General features: G+C 57.9%; 17 protein-coding genes. 4 read left to right on the top strand and 13 right to left on the bottom strand.

Annotation, left to right across the window (positions count from 1 at the left end; all coding sequences use genetic code 11):
- Positions 1–65 precede the first annotated feature (65 nt).
- Positions 66–1,370, top strand: coding sequence for an SLC13 family permease (locus ABIC80_RS22265; protein ID WP_042717034.1), 1,305 nt, complete (start codon positions 66–68; stop codon positions 1,368–1,370).
- Positions 1,371–1,409: 39 nt separating this feature from the next.
- Here ABIC80_RS22265 and tpiA read toward each other — a convergent pair whose 3' ends face one another.
- Positions 1,410–2,177 carry a triose-phosphate isomerase gene (gene tpiA, locus ABIC80_RS22260; RefSeq protein ID WP_429178597.1) on the bottom strand — a complete coding sequence of 256 codons (768 nt, stop codon included), beginning with the start codon at positions 2,175–2,177 and terminating at the stop codon, positions 1,410–1,412.
- 107 nt (positions 2,178–2,284) lie between these two features.
- Positions 2,285–2,884, bottom strand: a complete 600-nt coding sequence (locus tag ABIC80_RS22255) for a YiiQ family protein (protein WP_429178595.1) — start codon at positions 2,882–2,884, stop codon at positions 2,285–2,287.
- A gap of 113 nt (positions 2,885–2,997) precedes the next feature.
- Between ABIC80_RS22255 and ABIC80_RS22250 the strand changes: the two genes are divergently transcribed.
- Positions 2,998–3,417, top strand: a complete 420-nt coding sequence (locus tag ABIC80_RS22250) for a DUF805 domain-containing protein (protein WP_429178593.1) — start codon at positions 2,998–3,000, stop codon at positions 3,415–3,417.
- On the opposite strand, the gene fpr is transcribed toward ABIC80_RS22250, so the two are convergent.
- From fpr to ABIC80_RS22230, 4 genes are all read right to left on the bottom strand, one after another.
- The gene (gene fpr / locus ABIC80_RS22245) at positions 3,418–4,164 is read right to left on the bottom strand and encodes a ferredoxin--NADP(+) reductase (protein ID WP_042717039.1); all 747 of its coding nucleotides are present in this window, start codon (positions 4,162–4,164) and stop codon (positions 3,418–3,420) included.
- A 96-nt stretch (positions 4,165–4,260) separates the two neighbouring features.
- Positions 4,261–5,271: a class II fructose-bisphosphatase gene (glpX, locus tag ABIC80_RS22240; protein ID WP_429178591.1), complete on the bottom strand. Its 1,011-nt coding sequence runs from the start codon at positions 5,269–5,271 to the stop codon at positions 4,261–4,263.
- A 107-nt stretch (positions 5,272–5,378) separates the two neighbouring features.
- Complete coding sequence (gene glpK / locus ABIC80_RS22235; protein WP_076768846.1) at positions 5,379–6,887, bottom strand: glycerol kinase GlpK; 1,509 nt, start codon at positions 6,885–6,887, stop codon at positions 5,379–5,381.
- Positions 6,888–6,908: 21 nt separating this feature from the next.
- A complete protein-coding gene (locus ABIC80_RS22230) occupies positions 6,909–7,760 on the bottom strand; it encodes an MIP/aquaporin family protein (protein WP_023479322.1) in 852 nt (283 codons plus the stop codon).
- A 493-nt stretch (positions 7,761–8,253) separates the two neighbouring features.
- Here ABIC80_RS22230 and zapB point away from each other — a divergent pair, with 493 nt between their 5' ends.
- Positions 8,254–8,499: a septal ring assembly protein ZapB gene (zapB, locus tag ABIC80_RS22225; protein ID WP_023479321.1), complete on the top strand. Its 246-nt coding sequence runs from the start codon at positions 8,254–8,256 to the stop codon at positions 8,497–8,499.
- 194 nt (positions 8,500–8,693) lie between these two features.
- Here the strand turns inward: zapB and rraA are convergent, their stop codons facing one another.
- The 7 genes from rraA to priA all read right to left on the bottom strand — a co-directional run bounded on the left by rraA (position 8,694) and on the right by priA (position 16,652).
- Entirely contained in the window at positions 8,694–9,179 is a 486-nt protein-coding gene (rraA, locus tag ABIC80_RS22220) for a ribonuclease E activity regulator RraA (protein ID WP_023479360.1), read from the bottom strand.
- 92 nt (positions 9,180–9,271) lie between these two features.
- A complete protein-coding gene (menA, locus tag ABIC80_RS22215) occupies positions 9,272–10,201 on the bottom strand; it encodes a 1,4-dihydroxy-2-naphthoate polyprenyltransferase (RefSeq protein ID WP_312605135.1) in 930 nt (309 codons plus the stop codon).
- A gap of 66 nt (positions 10,202–10,267) precedes the next feature.
- Positions 10,268–11,602: an HslU--HslV peptidase ATPase subunit gene (gene hslU, locus ABIC80_RS22210; protein ID WP_023479328.1), complete on the bottom strand. Its 1,335-nt coding sequence runs from the start codon at positions 11,600–11,602 to the stop codon at positions 10,268–10,270.
- Positions 11,603–11,611: 9 nt separating this feature from the next.
- Complete coding sequence (hslV, locus tag ABIC80_RS22205; RefSeq protein ID WP_023479345.1) at positions 11,612–12,142, bottom strand: ATP-dependent protease subunit HslV; 531 nt, start codon at positions 12,140–12,142, stop codon at positions 11,612–11,614.
- A 91-nt stretch (positions 12,143–12,233) separates the two neighbouring features.
- Complete coding sequence (gene ftsN / locus ABIC80_RS22200; protein ID WP_429178590.1) at positions 12,234–13,214, bottom strand: cell division protein FtsN; 981 nt, start codon at positions 13,212–13,214, stop codon at positions 12,234–12,236.
- A 95-nt stretch (positions 13,215–13,309) separates the two neighbouring features.
- A complete protein-coding gene (cytR, locus tag ABIC80_RS22195; RefSeq protein ID WP_042717055.1) occupies positions 13,310–14,335 on the bottom strand; it encodes a DNA-binding transcriptional regulator CytR in 1,026 nt (341 codons plus the stop codon).
- A gap of 124 nt (positions 14,336–14,459) precedes the next feature.
- Entirely contained in the window at positions 14,460–16,652 is a 2,193-nt protein-coding gene (gene priA / locus ABIC80_RS22190) for a primosomal protein N' (protein WP_429178589.1), read from the bottom strand.
- 207 nt (positions 16,653–16,859) lie between these two features.
- Here priA and rpmE point away from each other — a divergent pair, with 207 nt between their 5' ends.
- Positions 16,860–17,072 (top strand): 50S ribosomal protein L31, encoded by a 213-nt coding sequence (gene rpmE, locus ABIC80_RS22185; protein WP_023479344.1) that lies wholly within the window; start codon positions 16,860–16,862, stop codon positions 17,070–17,072.
- The last annotated feature ends 152 nt before the right edge of the window (positions 17,073–17,224 follow it).

Here is a 17,224-nt window from a genome sequence, read left to right as displayed (position 1 = left end):
TAATTCGCATTTACTCACTCTGCCTGTCCCCGTAGACTTGCTGAAAAAATCTACAGGAGACAGGCATGTCGCTCTGGCTTTCGCACCCTCTGTTCCTTCCCTCTGTCATTGTCGGTATCACCATTATTCTCTGGGCGACGTCGCTGTTGCCGGAGTTCATCACCGCGCTGCTCTTTTTCACCGCTGCGATGATCGCGAAAATCGCGCCGCCGGAGGTGATTTTTGGCGGTTTTGCCTCGTCCGCTTTCTGGCTGGTGTTTAGCGGCTTTGTGCTCGGCGTGGCTATCCGTAAGACCGGGTTGGCGGATCGCGCGGCGCGGGCGCTATCGGCGAAGATGACCGGCTCCTGGCCGCAGATGGTGGCAAGCGTGGTGCTGCTCAGCTATGCACTGGCGTTTGTTATGCCCTCCAACATGGGGCGAATTGCGCTGTTAATGCCCATTGTCGCAGCGATGGCGGCACGCGCTGGCATCAATGAGGGCACGCGCGCGTGGTATGGCCTGGCGCTGGCGGTGGGTTTCGGCACTTTCCAGCTTTCGGCAACCATTCTGCCTGCCAACGTTCCCAATCTGGTGATGAGCGGCGCGGCGGAAGGCTCCTACGGTATCCATCTCAACTATTTGCCTTATCTGCTGCTGCACACGCCGGTGCTGGGGATCCTGAAAGGCGCGATCCTGATTAGCCTGATCTGCTGGCTCTTTCCCGGTAAACCGCAGGCGATGCGCGAAGCGCTGCCTTCTACGCCGATGAGCGGGGATGAGAAGCGTCTCGCGTGGCTGCTGGCGGTGGTGCTGACGCTGTGGGTAACGGAGAGTTGGCACGGCATTGGCCCGGCGTGGACCGGGCTGGCAGCCGCTTTCGTTACGCTGCTGCCGCGCGTTGGCTTTATCTCCGGCGATGAGTTCTCCAGCGGAGTAAATATCCGCACCTGCATCTATGTCGCGGGGATTTTGGGGCTGGCGATCACCGTGACGCAAACCGGTATCGGTAGCGCGGTGGGCGAGGCGCTGCTGCATGTGATGCCGCTTGATGCTGAACGCCCATTCACCAGTTTTCTCGCGCTCACCGGCATTACCACCGCGCTCAATTTTATTATGACCGCCAACGGCGTCCCGGCGCTGTTTACCACGCTGGCGCAAAGCTTTGCCGACGCTACCGGTTTCCCGCTGCTGTCGGTGATTATGATTCAGGTGCTGGGCTATTCGACGCCGCTGTTGCCCTATCAGGCTTCGCCGATTGTGGTGGCGATGGCGCTCGGTAAAGTGCCTGCGCGCGCGGGGATGCTGCTCTGCCTGGCGCTGGCGCTGGTGAGTTATCTGCTGTTGCTGCCGCTTGATTACGCGTGGTTTAAAGTACTGGGGAAATTGTAGAAGAGACCCTCTCCCGGGCGGGAGAGGGTAACAGCAGCATTACGCCTGTTTAGCGGCTTCAGCAGCTTTAACGATCATTGCGAAGGCGTCGGCTTTCAGGGAAGCACCGCCAACCAGCGCGCCGTCGATATCCGGCTGGGCAAAGAGTTCTGCCGCGTTGCTGGCGTTAACAGAACCGCCGTACTGGATGATCACTTGCTCAGCCACTTTCGCGTCGGCTTTAGCAATGTGGTCACGGATAAATTTGTGCACGGCCTGAGCCTGCGCCGGGGTAGCAGATTTGCCGGTACCGATCGCCCAAACGGGTTCGTACGCGATAACCACGCCTTCGAACGCGCTCGCGCCCTGCGTTTTCAGCACGGCGTCGATCTGGCGCGCGCACACTTCTTCGGTTTTACCCGCTTCGTTTTCCGCTTCGGTTTCACCGATGCACAGCACCGGAACCAGACCCTGCTCTTTCAGCACGGCGAATTTTTTCGCGATCAGCTCATCGGATTCAGCGTGGTAAGTACGACGCTCAGAGTGGCCGATGATGATGTATTTAGCGCCGATATCTTTCAGCATTTCAGCGGAGGTTTCGCCGGTGAACGCGCCAGAGAGGTTGGTATCAACGTTCTGCGCGCCGAGGATGATGTGGCTGCCGTCAGCGGCGTGTTTTGCCAGATCCAGGTAGAGGTTCGGCGGCGCAATCGCCACGCCGCAGCCTGAAACGCCCGCCAGTTCGGTACGCAGGTTGGCAATCAGTTCGTTTACCATGTGGCGGCTGCCGTTCAACTTCCAGTTACCCATCACTAAAGGATGTCGCATTTTTACTCTCCACGCGCTTGGCGAATTAATGAAAATGGCCGCCCATCAGGGCAGCATGGTCTGAGAAACAGTATAGAGATCCCTCCCCTGAAAGGCTTTGCTTTTTGTCATTTATTGTTCCCTTCAAGAGGTTCAGATAGCGTCAGCTTAATCGGTTCAACCGCGAAGGTTAGCCCCTTTTCGCCGTTGTCTGCCACCACATAGCGCACCGCGCCTTCCGTCTCAGCGTAGTAGACCTTGTTTTTGCCGTTGGTGAGCAGTTTTTGTACTTTTTGCATGCTTTGCGCCGCGGTCATGGTCGGAGAGAAGGCGCGGATAAAGGCGCTCATATACTCCTGCGCCTTCGCTTTCGTCGTTTTCTGCTCCGGCCCCTGCACCGGCAGCCAGGTGATCTGCATCGATTTGATCTTTAACGTGCCGCGCTCAAGCGCCGTGGAGGCATAGAGATAATCGTTGATGCGCGTAGCCGCGCGCGTCAGGTTGGCGCGATCGCTGCGGCTATCAACAGCGCGGAACTCGTTCAGCGCAAGGGTGGGATTGTCGGTATTGAACTTCTCCCGGAACTGGCTGATCGATTCATCAAAGGTGGGGGCGCCCGGCAGTAAATAGGGTGCGGTGACGGCGGCTGGCGCCTCTTCTGCCCAACCCGGCGCGCAGAACGCCAGCGCGGAAAAGAGCAGCCAAAAGTGGTAACGCCGTGCTTTCATTCACATCGCCCTCTGTAGAGTGTGCTGACGATTAAAACGAGATTGGGCGGCCTTGTCAAAAACTCCCGCCGCCAGGGTACACTAGCCGCTATTACGATAATAAGGAACCTTACATGGGCATACAGCAGTGGTTGTTTTCGTTTAAGGGGCGCATTGGACGCCGCGATTTCTGGATCTGGATGGTGCTGTGGGTGGTGAGCATGACCCTGCTGTTTGTGCTGGCGAATGGCGGCATGCTCGATTTTCAGACGGCGGCGTTTATTCTCGTCTGCCTGATTTGGCCGACCACCTGCGTGATGGTCAAACGGCTGCACGATCGCGGTCGTCACGGCGGCTGGGCGCTGCTGATGGTGCTGGCGTGGATGCTGTTGTCAGGTAACTGGGCGATCCTCGACGGCACGCTGGCGTGGGCGGTGGGACGCCTGATCCCGGTGGCGATTATCGTGGTAATGATGATCGACCTGGGCGCGATGCTCGGCACCCAGGGCAAAAACCGTTTTGGCAGCGAGACACTCGAGGTGAAGTTCCGCTGATTACCAGTAGTGCTCAGCGGTGATATGCCCAGGACGGCGGCGCAGATGTTTGGCCATCTGCCGGGTATCTTTCAGCAACTGTGTGGTGTCGCGCACCATCTGCGGATTGCCGCACAGCATCACATGGCTGGTCTCGGCGGTCAGTGGCAAACCGACGGCTTCTTCAAGGGCGCCACTCTCAATCAGCGCCGGCACGCGCCCGGTTAGAGAGCCGGAGAGCGTCTCGCGGCTGACCACCGTCTGAATGCGCAGCTTCCCTTCATAGCGCTTTTGCAGCTCCAGCATCAGCGGCAGGTAGCTTAAGTCCGCACCGTAGCGCACCGCGTGCAGCAGGACGATATTTTTGAACCGTTCAAGATCTTTCCCCTCCTGCAGCATCGACAGATAAGGCCCGATGGCCGTGCCGGTCGCCAGCATCCAGAGTGTTTCGCACTCCGGCACCTCTTCCAGCACGAAAAAGCCGGCGGCTTCGCTGACAATTAACAACTCATCGCCCGGTTGCAGGGCGGCCAGGCGCGGGCTCAGTTTGCCTTCCGGAACGGTGACGAGATAGAACTCGAGATCGGGATTGCTCGGCGCGTTGACGTAGGAGTAAGCGCGCTGCACGCGCTCGCCGTCAATCTCCAGCCCAAGCTTGGCGAACTGTCCGGCAGTGAAGGGTTGAACGGGGGCATGTACGGTGAGGCTGAAGAGTGCATCGGTCCAGAATTCCACCTTTGTGACTTTTCCTGTTACCCAATCCGCCATGGTTCTCTCCTGTTCTGTAACGTTGCCTTATCCTGGTGGTTGTCGCCTGAGATTTCCAGCCCGCGCGGGCCGGAAAGCTCAATTGAACAAATAGACTTACAGTATATGCCGTTGTACGTCCGGGTCTTTACGATCCAGATAATGGATCGATTTAATCCGGCGAATGGTGCGCGATTTACCGCGGATCAGCAGCGTCTCGGTGGTCGCCATATTGCCTTTGCGCGTAATGCCGTCCAGCAGATCGCCCTTGGTGATGCCGGTGGCAGAGAAGATGACATTATCGCTGCGCGCCATCTCATCGAGGCGCAGCACATTGCCCGCTTCAATGCCCATGCCGCGGCAGCGTTTCAGCTCCTGCTCGCCGATACGGCGGTTCTCTTCGCTGTCGCCTTTCACCTGGTGACGCGCCAGCAGGCGGCCCTGCATATCGCCATCCAGGGCGCGGATCACCGCCGCCGACACCACGCCTTCCGGCGCGCCGCCAATCCCGTAGAGCACATCCACTTCACTGTCGGGCATGCAGGTGAGGATCGAGGCGGCGACGTCGCCGTCAGGAATGGCAAACACGCGCACGCCCAGCGCCTGTAACTCGGCGATGGTCGCATCATGGCGCGGCTTGGCAAGAATGGTGACCGTCAGCTCGCTGAGCGGTTTGCCGAGTGCGGTGGCGATATTGCGCAGGTTATCGGCTAAGGGTAGGTTGAGATCGATAGCGCCTCTGGCACCGGGGCCGACGATCAGCTTTTCCATATACATGTCCGGCGCGTTGAGGAAGCAGCCTTTATCACCAACCGCCAGCACCGCCAGCGCGTTGGCCTGGCCCATCGCCGTCATGCGTGTCCCTTCAATCGGATCGACGGCAATATCCACCGCATCGCCTTTGCCGGTGCCCACTTTCTCACCGATAAAGAGCATCGGCGCTTCGTCGATCTCCCCTTCGCCGATGACAATCGTGCCGTCAATGTTGACCTGGTTGAGCATAATGCGCATAGCGTGTACCGCTGCGCCGTCCGCCGTGTTTTTATCGCCGCGCCCCAGCCATTTATAGCCAGCCAGCGCCGCAGCTTCGGTAACACGGGAGAATTCGATGGCAAGTTCTCGTTTCATCACACACTCAGTTTTGAAAGAAATTGCGCGAAGTTTAACACAGTGAAAAGAGGAGGGGGGTGAGGCAGATGCCCCCTCCCGGCAGGGAGAGGGCATAAGTGGAGCGGTTACTCTTCGTGTTCTTCCCACGCCATCGCGCGTTTAACGGCTTTTTTCCAGCCGCTGTAGCGGAAGTTACGCTCGGTCGTTTCGATACCCGGACGGAATTCGCGCTCGATCACGGCTTTCTCCTGCAACTCATCCAGGTTCTGCCAGAAACCGACCGCCAGACCCGCCAGGTAAGCGGCACCCAGCGCGGTCACTTCACGCACTTCCGGACGCTCAACGCGCGTGCCGAGAATGTCCGACTGGAATTGCATCAGGAAGTTATTCGCCACCGCGCCGCCATCGACACGCAGCGCGTGCAGGCGAATGCCGGAGTCTGCCTGCATCGCTTCCAGCACGTCGCGGGTCTGGAAGGCAATCGACTCCAGCGTCGCACGAATGATGTGGTTCGCGTTAACGCCGCGGGTCAGGCCGAAGATGGAGCCGCGTGCATACGGGTCCCAGTACGGCGCGCCCAGGCCGGTGAAGGCCGGAACAACGTAGACGCCGTTGGTGTCCTTCACTTTAGTCGCGAAGTACTCAGAGTCGAACGCGTCGTTAATCAGCTTCATCTCATCGCGCAGCCACTGAATGGAGGCGCCAGCCATAAACACCGCGCCTTCCAGCGCATAGTTCACTTCGCCTTTCGGGCCGCAGGCGATGGTGGTCAGCAGGCCATGATCGGATTTCACTGCCTGCTCGCCGGTGTTCATCAGCATAAAGCAGCCAGTGCCGTAGGTGTTTTTCGCCATCCCCTCTTTCACGCAGAGCTGGCCAAACAGCGCCGCCTGCTGGTCGCCCGCAATACCGGCGATAGGAATACGCGTGCCGCCTTTACCGCCGATGTTGGTCTGGCCGTACACCTCGGAGGATTTACGCACCTGCGGCAGCATTGCGCGCGGGATATCCAGCACTTCCAGCATTTTGTCGTCCCACTCCAGCGTGTGGATGTTGAACAACATGGTGCGTGAGGCGTTGGTGTAGTCGGTGACGTGTACGCGCCCCTGGGTCATTTTCCAGATAAGCCAGGTATCGACGGTGCCGAACAGCAGTTCGCCGCGTTTAGCACGCTCGCGCGAACCTTCAACGTGGTCGAGGATCCACTTCACTTTGGTGCCGGAGAAGTAGGGGTCGATCACCAGCCCGGTGGTGCTACGGATGTAATCTTCCATGCCGTCGCGTTTGAGCTTTTCGCAGATCTCAGAGGTGCGGCGGCACTGCCAGACGATGGCGTTATGAATCGGTTTGCCGGTTTCACGCTCCCAGACAATCGCGGTTTCGCGCTGGTTAGTGATGCCGATGGCGGCAATCTCGTCGGAGTTGATATCCGCTTTTGCCAGCACTTCGACCAGCGTGGAGCTTTGTGACGCCCAAATTTCCATCGGGTCATGCTCAACCCAGCCTGGCTTCGGGTAGATTTGTTCAAATTCGCGCTGTGAAACGCTAATGATGTTGGCATCGTGGTCCATCACAACGGCGCGGGAGCTGGTAGTGCCCTGGTCGAGCGCAACGATATATTTTTTGTCAGTCATGGTTATGATCCCGTAGTCACATTACAGCGAAGCTTTTTGTTGAGCCGTGGTGGAGGCGGTGCCTTTCTCTTTCGCAGCCTCACTGGTTCCAGACGGCAGATGGCGGGCAATCAGTTTGCGATAGCTGAACGCGCCAAGCGCCGCGCCTACAATCGGCCCAAACAGCGGCACGAGGAAGTAGGGAATATCTTTGCCGCCGGTAAAGGCGACGTTACCCCAGCCAGCGAGCCAGGCGAAGGTCTTCGGTCCAAGGTCACGCGCCGGGTTCATGGCAAAGCCGGTGAGCGGACCCATTGAAGCACCAATGACGGCGATCAGCAGACCGATCAGCAGCGGAGCCATTGGGCCGCGCGGCACGCCGTTGCCATCATCGCCCAGCGCCATAATCACGCCCATCAGAATAGCGGTAATTACCATCTCAACAGCGAAGGCCTGCACAAAATTGATGTGCGGGTTGGGGTAGGTTGAAAAGATACCAGCCAGATCAAGACTTTCGACGCTGCCGCGTACCATATTGTGCGTCTGTTCGAAGTCGAGGAAAAGATTGTAGTAAAGCCCGTAAACAAGTGCAGCCGCGCAAAACGCGCCGGCAAATTGAGAAAAAATAAAAGGAACAACTTTGCGTCCGTCAAAGCTCGCGAAGAGCCAAAGTGCAATGGTTACAGCCGGATTAAGATGCGCGCCGGAAACCCCTGCGGTCAGGTAGATGGCCATCGCCACGCCCAGACCCCAGATGATACTGATCTCCCACTGGCCAAAGGTGGCACCCGCCACTTTTAACGCTGCAACACATCCCACGCCGAAGAAAATCAACAACCCGGTACCGAGAAACTCGGCAATGCACTGGCCTTTTACGGTTGGTGTCTGACTCATAATCGGATCCTGCAGAAGTTTAATGGTTATTGTAGGCATGAGGGAAACAGCACCCCCATGATGTCGTGTAGACATAGTGTTAATTTATCGTTAACGAGCAAAAACGAGAAATATCGAAATCGAAATGTGTGTACTGCGTCAATAAAATGAGCGTTTACGAGCGGTGTCGCGCGTTTTTGCACCAATACGAAATGAGAGCTGAATCATTTTTGTAACCCGGGCATTAACAATTACGGGGTAGCGAAGCGGATTGCACCAGGATGAGGACGAAAAGTGTTGCAAAGCGCAAACAGCGCCGCTCCACGCTGGACAGGGGCTGGCGCGATTCATACAATCGGTAACAAGCGAAATCCGCTCATTGTATTAAGGCGTCGCCGCTCTGCGGGACGAGGACGCTTAAAGACACGCATAATTTAGCGGGCAGAGGGGTAACCTATTTGCCTGGCGAATAATGAGGTGTAAGTCCATCAACGCCTTGCCACTCAGGAGAAGTATGACTATGTCATTAGAAGTGTTTGAGAAACTGGAAGCAAAAGTACAGCAGGCGATTGATACCATCACCCTGCTGCAGATGGAAATCGAAGAACTGAAAGAGAAGAACAACAGCCTGTCGCAGGACGTTCACTCTGCACACCAGAGCCGTGAAGAGCTGGAGCGCGAAAACCAACAGCTGCGCGAGCAGCAGCACGGCTGGCAGGAGCGTCTGCAGGCGCTGCTGGGCCGCATGGAAGAAGTGTAATTACGCTTTATCTTTCGTGCCGTAGCGGCCTTGGCTGCGCGCGCTAACCCCGGTCACATAGTTATCTGTGCTCCCGGGGATTCACTTGCTTGCCGCCTTGCCACAACACGAAATCTTTCGCGTATTAAGCAAAATAGTTAAGCGCCATTCCATTCGGCAGCGACAAAAAAGGGCACCCTCAGGTGCCCTTTCGTTTATTCGATATCGAGAGGATCTTCGGCGAGAATAATGCCGGTGTTATCGGCATAAAGATGGTCGCCAGAGAAGAAGGTCACGCCGCCGAAGTTGACGCGGATATCGCTTTCGCCAATGCCTTCGCCCGCTGCGCCAACCGGGATCGCGGCCATCGCCTGGATGCCGATATCCAGCTCTTCCAGATCGTCCACCTGGCGCACCGCGCCGTAGACCACCATCCCTTCCCACTCGTTTTGCGCCGCCAGACGCGCGAGATCGGCGTCGACTAACGCCCGGCGTACAGAACCGCCGCCGTCGACGACCAGCACGCGACCACGGCCATTCTGTTCGAGCAGATCGTAAAGCAACCCGTTATCCTCGAAACATTTCACCGTGATGATTTGCCCGCCGAAAGAGGAGCGACCGCCAAAGTTGGAGAACAGCGGTTCGACGACGTTGACCTCTTCCTGGTAGATGTCACAAAGCTCAGAAGTATCGTATTTCATAGGATTTACGTTCAGTTGCTGCGAGAGCCGTAAGTATATCGCGCATCGCGCGCTGTTGGCAAAAGCATCAATTTTTAATTGTTTTTTGGCACTCAGGCGAGCGTCTTACTCAAAATAATCCCCAGTACAAACAGGAGATTAGTCAGCAGCGCGCCTTTCACGGTGCGCTCGAGCATCGGCGGCATCGCGCGCGGATCGCGCTCGCGCAGCACATAACGCGCCTGTTTAAACAGCAGCGGCGCGGCAAGTAAAAACAGCCAGCCCCAGAGGCTATGGAGCGAAATCAGGTTGAAGAGCGCAAAGCAGAGCAGCGCGCCCGCCAGCAAACCGGCGTGATAACGGCGGGCATTCACCGGGCCTAAGCGCACCACCAGCGTATGTTTGCCGTTCTCGCGATCGCTATCGATATCGCGCAGGTTATTGATGTTCAGCACCGCCGTCGCCAGCAAACCGCAGGCGGTGGCGGGCAGGAAGATCGCCGGAATCAGCGTATGCGCCTGCAAATACCAGCTTCCCATCACGCTTATCCAGCCGAAGAAGGTGAGCACCGAAATATCGCCCAGCCCCTGATAACCATACGGCCGCTTGCCGACGGTGTAGGTAATGGCGGCGATAATCGACAGGCCACCGAGTGCGAGGAAGCCGACAAAATCGGCCATCGTCTGGGTCGCTGCGCTCACCAACCCGAGCCCGGAAATACAGCTCAGCACAATCACGATAAGCAGCGCGCGCTTCATCTGCCCAAGGGAGATCGCCCCTTTTTGCATCCCGCGCAGGGGGCCAATGCGATCCGGCTTATCGCTGCCTTTAATGGCATCGCCGTAATCATTCGCGAGGTTAGAGAGGATTTGCAGCAAACCGGCGGTGATCAGCGCCAGCGCCGCCACCAGCGGATCGAAGTAGCCCTGCCACCAGGCAAGCACGGTTCCCACCACGATAGCGGCAAAGGCCAGCGGCAACGTTTTCGGTCGCAGGCTTTCCAGCCATGCCTGGGTAAGGCTCAGAGAGTGCGTATCGTTCATAAGTCCGGCCAATAAAAATGGGGGCATAAGCCCCCATCGAGTGTGATGAAAAGAGTATGAGCGCGATTATAAGATAAAACGGCTCAGATCTTCATCCGCCACTAAAGCATCAAGGTGTTTACTCACATAGTCTGCATCAATGGTAATGGTTTCGCCGCCCAGATCGCTGGCGTCATAGGAGATATCCTCCATCAAACGCTCCAGTACGGTGTGCAAACGGCGCGCGCCGATGTTCTCGGTGCTTTCGTTCACCTGCCATGCGGCCTGCGCGATACGCTTAATGCCGTCGTCGGTAAATTCGATATTCACCCCTTCGGTGGCCATCAGCGCTTTGTACTGCACGGTCACAGAGGCGTTAGGCTCGGTGAGGATGCGCTCAAAGTCTTCCGCAGTCAGCGCCTGCAGCTCAACGCGGATCGGCAGACGGCCCTGCAGTTCCGGGATCAGATCGGACGGGCTGGCAACCTGGAACGCGCCGGACGCGATAAACAGGATATGGTCAGTTTTCACCATCCCATGTTTAGTCGACACGGTGCAGCCCTCAACCAGCGGCAGCAGGTCGCGCTGTACGCCTTCGCGAGAGACGTCCGGGCCGGAGGTGTTACCGCCGCGCTTACAGATTTTGTCGATCTCATCGATAAAGACGATCCCGTGCTGCTCAACGGCTTCGATCGCTTCCTCTTTCAGCTCTTCCGGGTTAACCAGTTTCGCCGCTTCCTCTTCGATCAGCAGCTTCATCGCGTCTTTGATTTTCAGTTTACGCGGCTTCTGTTTCTGCCCGCCGAGGTTCTGGAACATCGACTGCAACTGGTTGGTCATCTCTTCCATGCCCGGAGGGGCCATGATTTCGACGCCCATTGGCGCAGCGGCGAGATCGATCTCAATCTCTTTGTCATCCAGCTGGCCTTCGCGCAGTTTTTTACGGAAGGATTGGCGCGCCGCAGAGGGTTCTGCCGCCTGTTCCGGCTGGCCCCAGTTGTTTTTCGCCGGCGGGATCAGCACATCAAGGATGCGCTCTTCCGCCATCTCTTCGGCGCGGTAGCGGTTCCTGTCAATTGACTGGCTGCGCACCATTTTCACGGCGGCATCGGTCAGATCGCGGATAATCGAATCCACTTCTTTCCCGACATAGCCCACTTCGGTGAACTTGGTCGCTTCCACTTTGATAAACGGCGCATTGGCGAGCTTTGCCAGACGACGGGCGATTTCGGTTTTACCGACGCCGGTCGGGCCGATCATCAGAATATTTTTCGGGGTCACTTCGTGACGCAGCTCTTCATCGAGCTGCATACGGCGCCAGCGGTTACGCAGAGCAATCGCCACAGAGCGCTTTGCCGCGTCCTGGCCGATGATGTGTTTATTCAGTTCGCTGACGATTTCGCGTGGGGTCATTTCAGACATGGGAGATCCTTACGCTTGAGCGGGTAATTCTTCGATGGTATGGAAGTGGTTGGTGTAGATGCAGATATCGCCTGCGATCCCCAACGCCTTCTCAGCAATGTCGCGCGCGCCAAGCTCGGTGTTCTCCAGCAGTGCGCGGGCAGCGGCCTGGGCGTATGGTCCGCCGGAGCCAATGGCAATCAGGTCATTTTCCGGCTGAATCACATCGCCGTTACCGGTGATGATCAGCGACGCGGTTTCGTCGGCGACCGCTAACAGCGCTTCCAGCTTGCGCAGCATACGATCGGTACGCCAGTCCTTTGCCAGCTCGACGGCGGCTTTCACCAGATGACCCTGGTGCATTTCCAGTTTGCGTTCAAACAGCTCAAACAGCGTGAAGGCATCCGCTGTGCCGCCCGCAAAGCCTGCAATGACTTTGTCGTTATAGAGACGGCGAACTTTTTTAACGTTGCCCTTCATCACGGTGTTGCCCAGTGTGGCCTGGCCATCACCGGCGATAACGACATGGCCGTTACGGCGTACGCTTACGATTGTTGTCACGAGCAGACCCCTTGGTTACAAAAGCACATACAGCGCCCCGCACAGCGTACGGGGCAGAATGCATTTATAGATGGGGGAGATTTTGGGGGTTTCAACCCCCGGCGGAAAGTCGAATGCAGTTTGCGTGACCGGCCAGTTTCAGCTTGCCGAGGGTGGCTTCGGCGCTCTCTTTACCTTTCAGCGGACCCATCACAACGCGATTCCAGCCATTATTGCTGGTGATGCGTGAGTCAAAGCCCTCAAACGCCAGCTGCGCGCGGACGGTTTCCGCCTGCTCCTGGCCTTTGAACGAGCCGCACTGGATCAGCCAGCGACGCTCATCTTTTTTCTCTGTCGGCTGCGCCTTCGCCGTTTCCGCTTCGCGCGTTACCGGCGCGGCCTGCTGCGTTTTCGGCTGCGCGGCGTTGCTGTGCGGCGGTGTTTGCAGCAGATCCTGATAGGGCTGCGAATTGGTGGCCGGTTTCTGCTGCGCTTGCTGCGTCTGGCGTGGCGGCGTGGCGACGCGTGCAGGCTGCTGTTCCACGGTGCGCGGCTGCGTACGCGGTTGCTGAACCGGCTGGCTTTGTGTCCACTGAGACTGCTGCTGCATCTGCTGAACCTGGCGCTGACGCTGCAACGTTTGCTGGCGCTGCTCCGGCGTCTGCTCGTTCCACGGCACCTCATTGAGCTGCGTCGGCGTCTGGCGCATATCTGCCTGCATCTGGGCTAACAGCTGGCGCTGCTCATCGGTTAACTGCTCCGGTTTTTGCACTTCGCCCCCGGCTGTCGGCTCGGTCGGCGCGCGTACGCCAGGCTGGCGGCTCTCCAGCTCTTTAATATAGCGCCAGCGCTCTTCCGGCTTCGGCGGCAAGCCGTTACCGGTCACTTTCTGGTTCTGCAGGGATTCTGACTCTTCTTTCTTATGATGCGTAATAAAGTACAAACCACCGATAAAGGCGACCAGCACGGCGGCCGCTATCGCGACCATTGCTGGCGAGACCGCAGGCGCGCTGCGCTGCTTTTTCTTTGAGGTGCTCTTCTTTCGCCGCGCAGGAGTCGACTGGCTGCGGCGTACATAATCTCGTTGGGCCACTATCGTTTCGCTGTATTCATATTCGTTTAACAGCCCGCCATGTTACTTAAGCGACGGGGTTTTGACCAGAAGAGGGCGTCCGAAAGCCCCCGCCTTTACGTTAGCGCGCGCGTTGAGCCACGCAGGATTAATTCACAATCTAATAGTCGCGAGCCGCTGCTCACCGTGTGGCCCTGCAACTGCTCCAGCAGAAGCAGCATTGCTTCGCGCCCAATGTCGTAGCGCGGCTGCGCAACGGTGGTGAGCGGCGGGTCGCAATACTCTGCCAGCGAGATGTTATCAAAGCCGATAATCGACAGATCCTCCGGCACCTTCAGGCCCCGGCGTTTTGCCTGCGACAGTGCGCCGAGCGCCATCACATCGCTATGGCAGAAGAGAGCAGTCGGCGGTTTCGGCAGGGAGAGAAGCTGCTCCAGCGCCTGCGCTCCGGCTTCGAAGGTAAAATCACCGCGCGTAATATACTCCTTATCCACCGTCGCACCCGCGCGGCGCAACGCCTGCACGTAACCCTGTAAACGGTAGTGGCAGAGCGGCATCTCTTCCGGGCCGGCGATACAGCCAATCAGCTGATGCCCCTGCTCCTGCAGATAAGAGACGGCATTAAAGGCCGCCGTCAGGTTGTCGATGTGCACCGTCGGCAGCTCCAGCTCCGGCGCGAACTCATTAGCCATCACCATCGGCGGTAAATTGCGCTGCTCTTCAATGCTGGCGTCAAACGGCAGACGTGAACCGAGCAGCAGCATGCCATCAATTTGCTTGGTGATGATCAGATCGATAAAGGTCTTTTCCTGCTGATTTTGATGGGCGCAGTCGCCAATCAGTACCAGGTAGCCATGCTCCGCAGCGGTCACTTCGATGCCGCGGATAATCTCACTGAAGAAGGGATCGCAGATATCCGGCACAATCACCAGCAGGGTACGGGACTCATTGCGCTTCACATTGCGGCCCATCGACTGCGGCAGATAGCCCACTTCCATGGCGGCCTGCTCAACCCGGTTGCGGGTCGCCTGTGACACTTTTTCCGGGTTCATTAATGCACGGGATACGGTTGCCGTAGAAACCTTTGCTTTCATGGCAACATCTTTCATGGTTGCTGCCGCAACCTGATTTTTCGGTTTCACCTTGTTCTCCTCGCATGCACGGCGCAGGCGTAGTCACATTTTTATCAGATAGTTAAGCGCATCGGTTACAGAAATTTCACAAAAAGTGTGACGGGCATTCTATTTTACGCGCTGGCTCGCAGCATTAGCTCTCGATCGGATCGACATCCAGTACCCATTTTACGCGTCGGGCATCGGGCAGGGTGTTAATCAGCGCCAGCGCGCCATGCACAATGTGTTGCAGGCGAATGCGGGAGGAGTGTTGTAACAGGATTTGCCAGCGGTAGCGCCCGGCGCGCTTGGCCGCCAGCGCCGGGACCGGGCCGAGGATCCAGAGTTGGTTATCTGCCAGCGGGCTCGCCTGCAGCAGGTTTTTCAGCTGTTGCAGGAAGAGGGGGGCGTGCTGGTTGTTCTGATCTTCCGCGCGGATCAGCACATGGCTGGTCCACGGCGGGAGTTGCAGTGTCTGGCGCTCGGCCAGCGCCTGCTCGGCAAAGGTGTCGTAGCCTTTATGCAGCAGCGTTTGCAGCAGCGGGTGTTCCGGGTGGTGCGTTTGCAGCACCACTTCGCCCTGTTTGCCAGCGCGTCCGGCGCGGCCTGAAACCTGGGTGTAGAGCTGAGCAAAGCGCTCTGCGGCGCGGAAGTCGGCGGAAAAGAGCGCGCCGTCGACGTCGAGCAGCGCCACCAGCGTAACATCCGGAAAGTGATGCCCTTTGGCGAGCATCTGGGTGCCAATCAGAATGCGCGCACCGCCGCGATGCACTTCGGCAAGATGCTGCTCCAGCGCGCCCTTGCGGCTGGTGGTGTCGCGGTCGATGCGCGAAATCGGTACGCCAGGAAACAGCGGGGCCAGTGCCTGCTCCAGCTGCTCGGTACCAAGTCCAACCGGCAGCAGGTGGGTGGAGCCGCACGACGGACACTGGCGCGGCACCGGGCGCTGGCTGTCGCAGTGGTGGCAACGCAGATGCTGCTGCGCCTGGTGGAAGGTGTAGTAGTGATCGCAGCGCGCGCACTCGGCGATCCAGCCGCAATCATGGCAGAGCAGCGCCGGGGCGAAGCCGCGCCGGTTAAGGAAAAGGATCGCCTGGTTGCCCGCTTGCAGATGATGGCGCAAGCGGTTGATTAAGGCAGGGGCCAGCCCCGCCTGCAGCGGCTGGGCTTTCATATCCAGCACGTGCTGCATCGCCGGACGTGCGTTGCCTGCGCGGCGGGTTAAACGCAGAATATGGTATTTCCGCGCCCGCACGTTGTGCAGCGTCTCCAGCGCCGGCGTCGCCGAACCGAGGATTATCGGGATTTGCTCGCTATGCGCACGGTAAACAGCCAGATCGCGCGCATGGTAACGCCACCCCTCCTGCTGTTTATAGGAGCTGTCGTGCTCCTCATCAATAACTATGACGCCAAGATTCTTAAAAGGAGTGAAGAGCGAGGAGCGCGTGCCGATGACAATCGCCGCTTCACCGCTCTTTGCTTTCTGCCAGGTGGTCAGGCGTTCGCTGTCGTTAAGGCCAGAGTGCAGCACTTCAACGGGAGCATTAAACCGCTCGCGAAAACGGGCGATGGTTTGTGGCGTCAGGCCAATTTCCGGCACCATCACCAGCGCCTGTTTGCCCTGTTCGAGCACATTTTCCAGCACGCTCAGATAGACTTCCGTTTTGCCGGAGCCGGTGACGCCCGCCAGCAGCCAGGCAGAGAAGCGATCTGCTGCGCTGTGGATCGCGCCGACGGCGGTGGCCTGTTCGGTATTGAGCCGCAGACGATCGCCGCTGACGGAAAAGGTGCTGCGCCAGTCCGTAAACGTCGGCGCTTCGCTGTTCATCTCCACCAGCCCTTTTGCGCGCAGCGCTTGCAGGGTCACGCTTTTCAGATCTAACGCCGCTAGCTGATGCTGCCACACTTTGCCTTTGCGCAGCGCCGATAACGCCTGCTGCTGTTTTGGCGACTTGATGCGGTTGATGTCGGTTGCCTGCCCCTGTTCGGTGGCGAACCAGTAGCCCTGAAACTCGGCGCTGGCCGGTTTGGTCTGGCGCAGCAGAACGGGCAGGGCATTGAATAACACATCGCCAATTGGATGATGATAATAGTCAGCCGCCCAGAGCAGCATTCGCCAGACGGGCGTTGAGAACGCGGGCTCGCTGTCGAGCACCTCTTCGACGCTTTTCAGCTCCGCCAGCGGCAGCTCGCTTTTGTCGCTGACCGCCACCACAATCCCGACGCGGGTCTGGTTACCGAACGGCACGCGCACGCGAAAACCGGCGCTGGCGGGGGTTCCCTCCGGCAGCAGGTAATCGAAAGTGCGGGGCAGCGGTACAGAGAGCGCAACGTGGGCGACGGGCATTTCATCATCCTGACTTGAAAAGTGGCGGGTTAGTATACACATTGTTAAGACGGTCGAGCGGATCAGTTTGCATACGCCGGTTAATTTCTGTATGATTCGCCGCCTTTGATGCTCATTGCGGCGTCAGAGATTCACTTACATATCAACTCGCGTGGTGTCTGGCGTTAGGGCTGGAAGAGCGACGCGGCCTTAAACTGAGGTTTCCCCATGAAAAAAGGTATTCACCCGAATTACGTAGCGATTACTGCAACCTGTTCTTGCGGTAACGTGATCGAAACCCACTCTACTCTGGGTCACGATCTGAACCTGGACGTGTGTGGTAAATGCCACCCGTTCTTCACCGGTAAGCAGCGTGATGTTGCAACTGGTGGCCGTGTTGACCGTTTCAACAAACGCTTCAGCATCCCGGGCAGCAAGTAAGTTGCCAAAGAAAAAAGCGCCGAAAGGCGCTTTTTTTGTCTCTGCGGTTTGCCTCAGGGGGAGTATTTTTGTGATGAGCTTCACAAAAATATTGCTCTGGTCAAAAAACAGGCATACCCTGTCGCCATACATCTCCTCACACTATTTGAGCG

Origin of the sequence: Kosakonia sp. 1610 (genome assembly GCF_050435845.1) — a bacterium.
GTDB classification, from domain to species: domain Bacteria; phylum Pseudomonadota; class Gammaproteobacteria; order Enterobacterales; family Enterobacteriaceae; genus Kosakonia; species Kosakonia cowanii.
Note: the sequence above shows the minus strand (reverse complement) of the source record. Positions and strands in the feature narration are given on the sequence as shown.

Excerpts from the sequence above, each read along its gene's own strand:
- rraA (WP_023479360.1), bottom strand. The coding sequence starts at position 9,179 with ATGAAATACGATACTTCTGAGCTTTGTGACATCTACCAGGAAGAGGTC.
- menA (WP_312605135.1), bottom strand. The coding sequence starts at position 10,201 with ATGAACGATACGCACTCTCTGAGCCTTACCCAGGCATGGCTGGAAAGC.
- glpX (WP_429178591.1), bottom strand. The coding sequence starts at position 5,271 with ATGAAACGAGAACTTGCCATCGAATTCTCCCGTGTTACCGAAGCTGCG.
- ABIC80_RS22230 (WP_023479322.1), bottom strand. The coding sequence starts at position 7,760 with ATGAGTCAGACACCAACCGTAAAAGGCCAGTGCATTGCCGAGTTTCTC.
- hslU (WP_023479328.1), bottom strand. The coding sequence starts at position 11,602 with ATGTCTGAAATGACCCCACGCGAAATCGTCAGCGAACTGAATAAACAC.
- ABIC80_RS22255 (WP_429178595.1), bottom strand. The coding sequence starts at position 2,884 with ATGAAAGCACGGCGTTACCACTTTTGGCTGCTCTTTTCCGCGCTGGCG.
- rpmE (WP_023479344.1), top strand. The coding sequence starts at position 16,860 with ATGAAAAAAGGTATTCACCCGAATTACGTAGCGATTACTGCAACCTGT.
- tpiA (WP_429178597.1), bottom strand. The coding sequence starts at position 2,177 with ATGCGACATCCTTTAGTGATGGGTAACTGGAAGTTGAACGGCAGCCGC.
- priA (WP_429178589.1), bottom strand. The coding sequence starts at position 16,652 with ATGCCCGTCGCCCACGTTGCGCTCTCTGTACCGCTGCCCCGCACTTTC.
- zapB (WP_023479321.1), top strand. The coding sequence starts at position 8,254 with ATGACTATGTCATTAGAAGTGTTTGAGAAACTGGAAGCAAAAGTACAG.
- ABIC80_RS22250 (WP_429178593.1), top strand. The coding sequence starts at position 2,998 with ATGGGCATACAGCAGTGGTTGTTTTCGTTTAAGGGGCGCATTGGACGC.
- glpK (WP_076768846.1), bottom strand. The coding sequence starts at position 6,887 with ATGACTGACAAAAAATATATCGTTGCGCTCGACCAGGGCACTACCAGC.
- fpr (WP_042717039.1), bottom strand. The coding sequence starts at position 4,164 with ATGGCGGATTGGGTAACAGGAAAAGTCACAAAGGTGGAATTCTGGACC.
- ABIC80_RS22265 (WP_042717034.1), top strand. The coding sequence starts at position 66 with ATGTCGCTCTGGCTTTCGCACCCTCTGTTCCTTCCCTCTGTCATTGTC.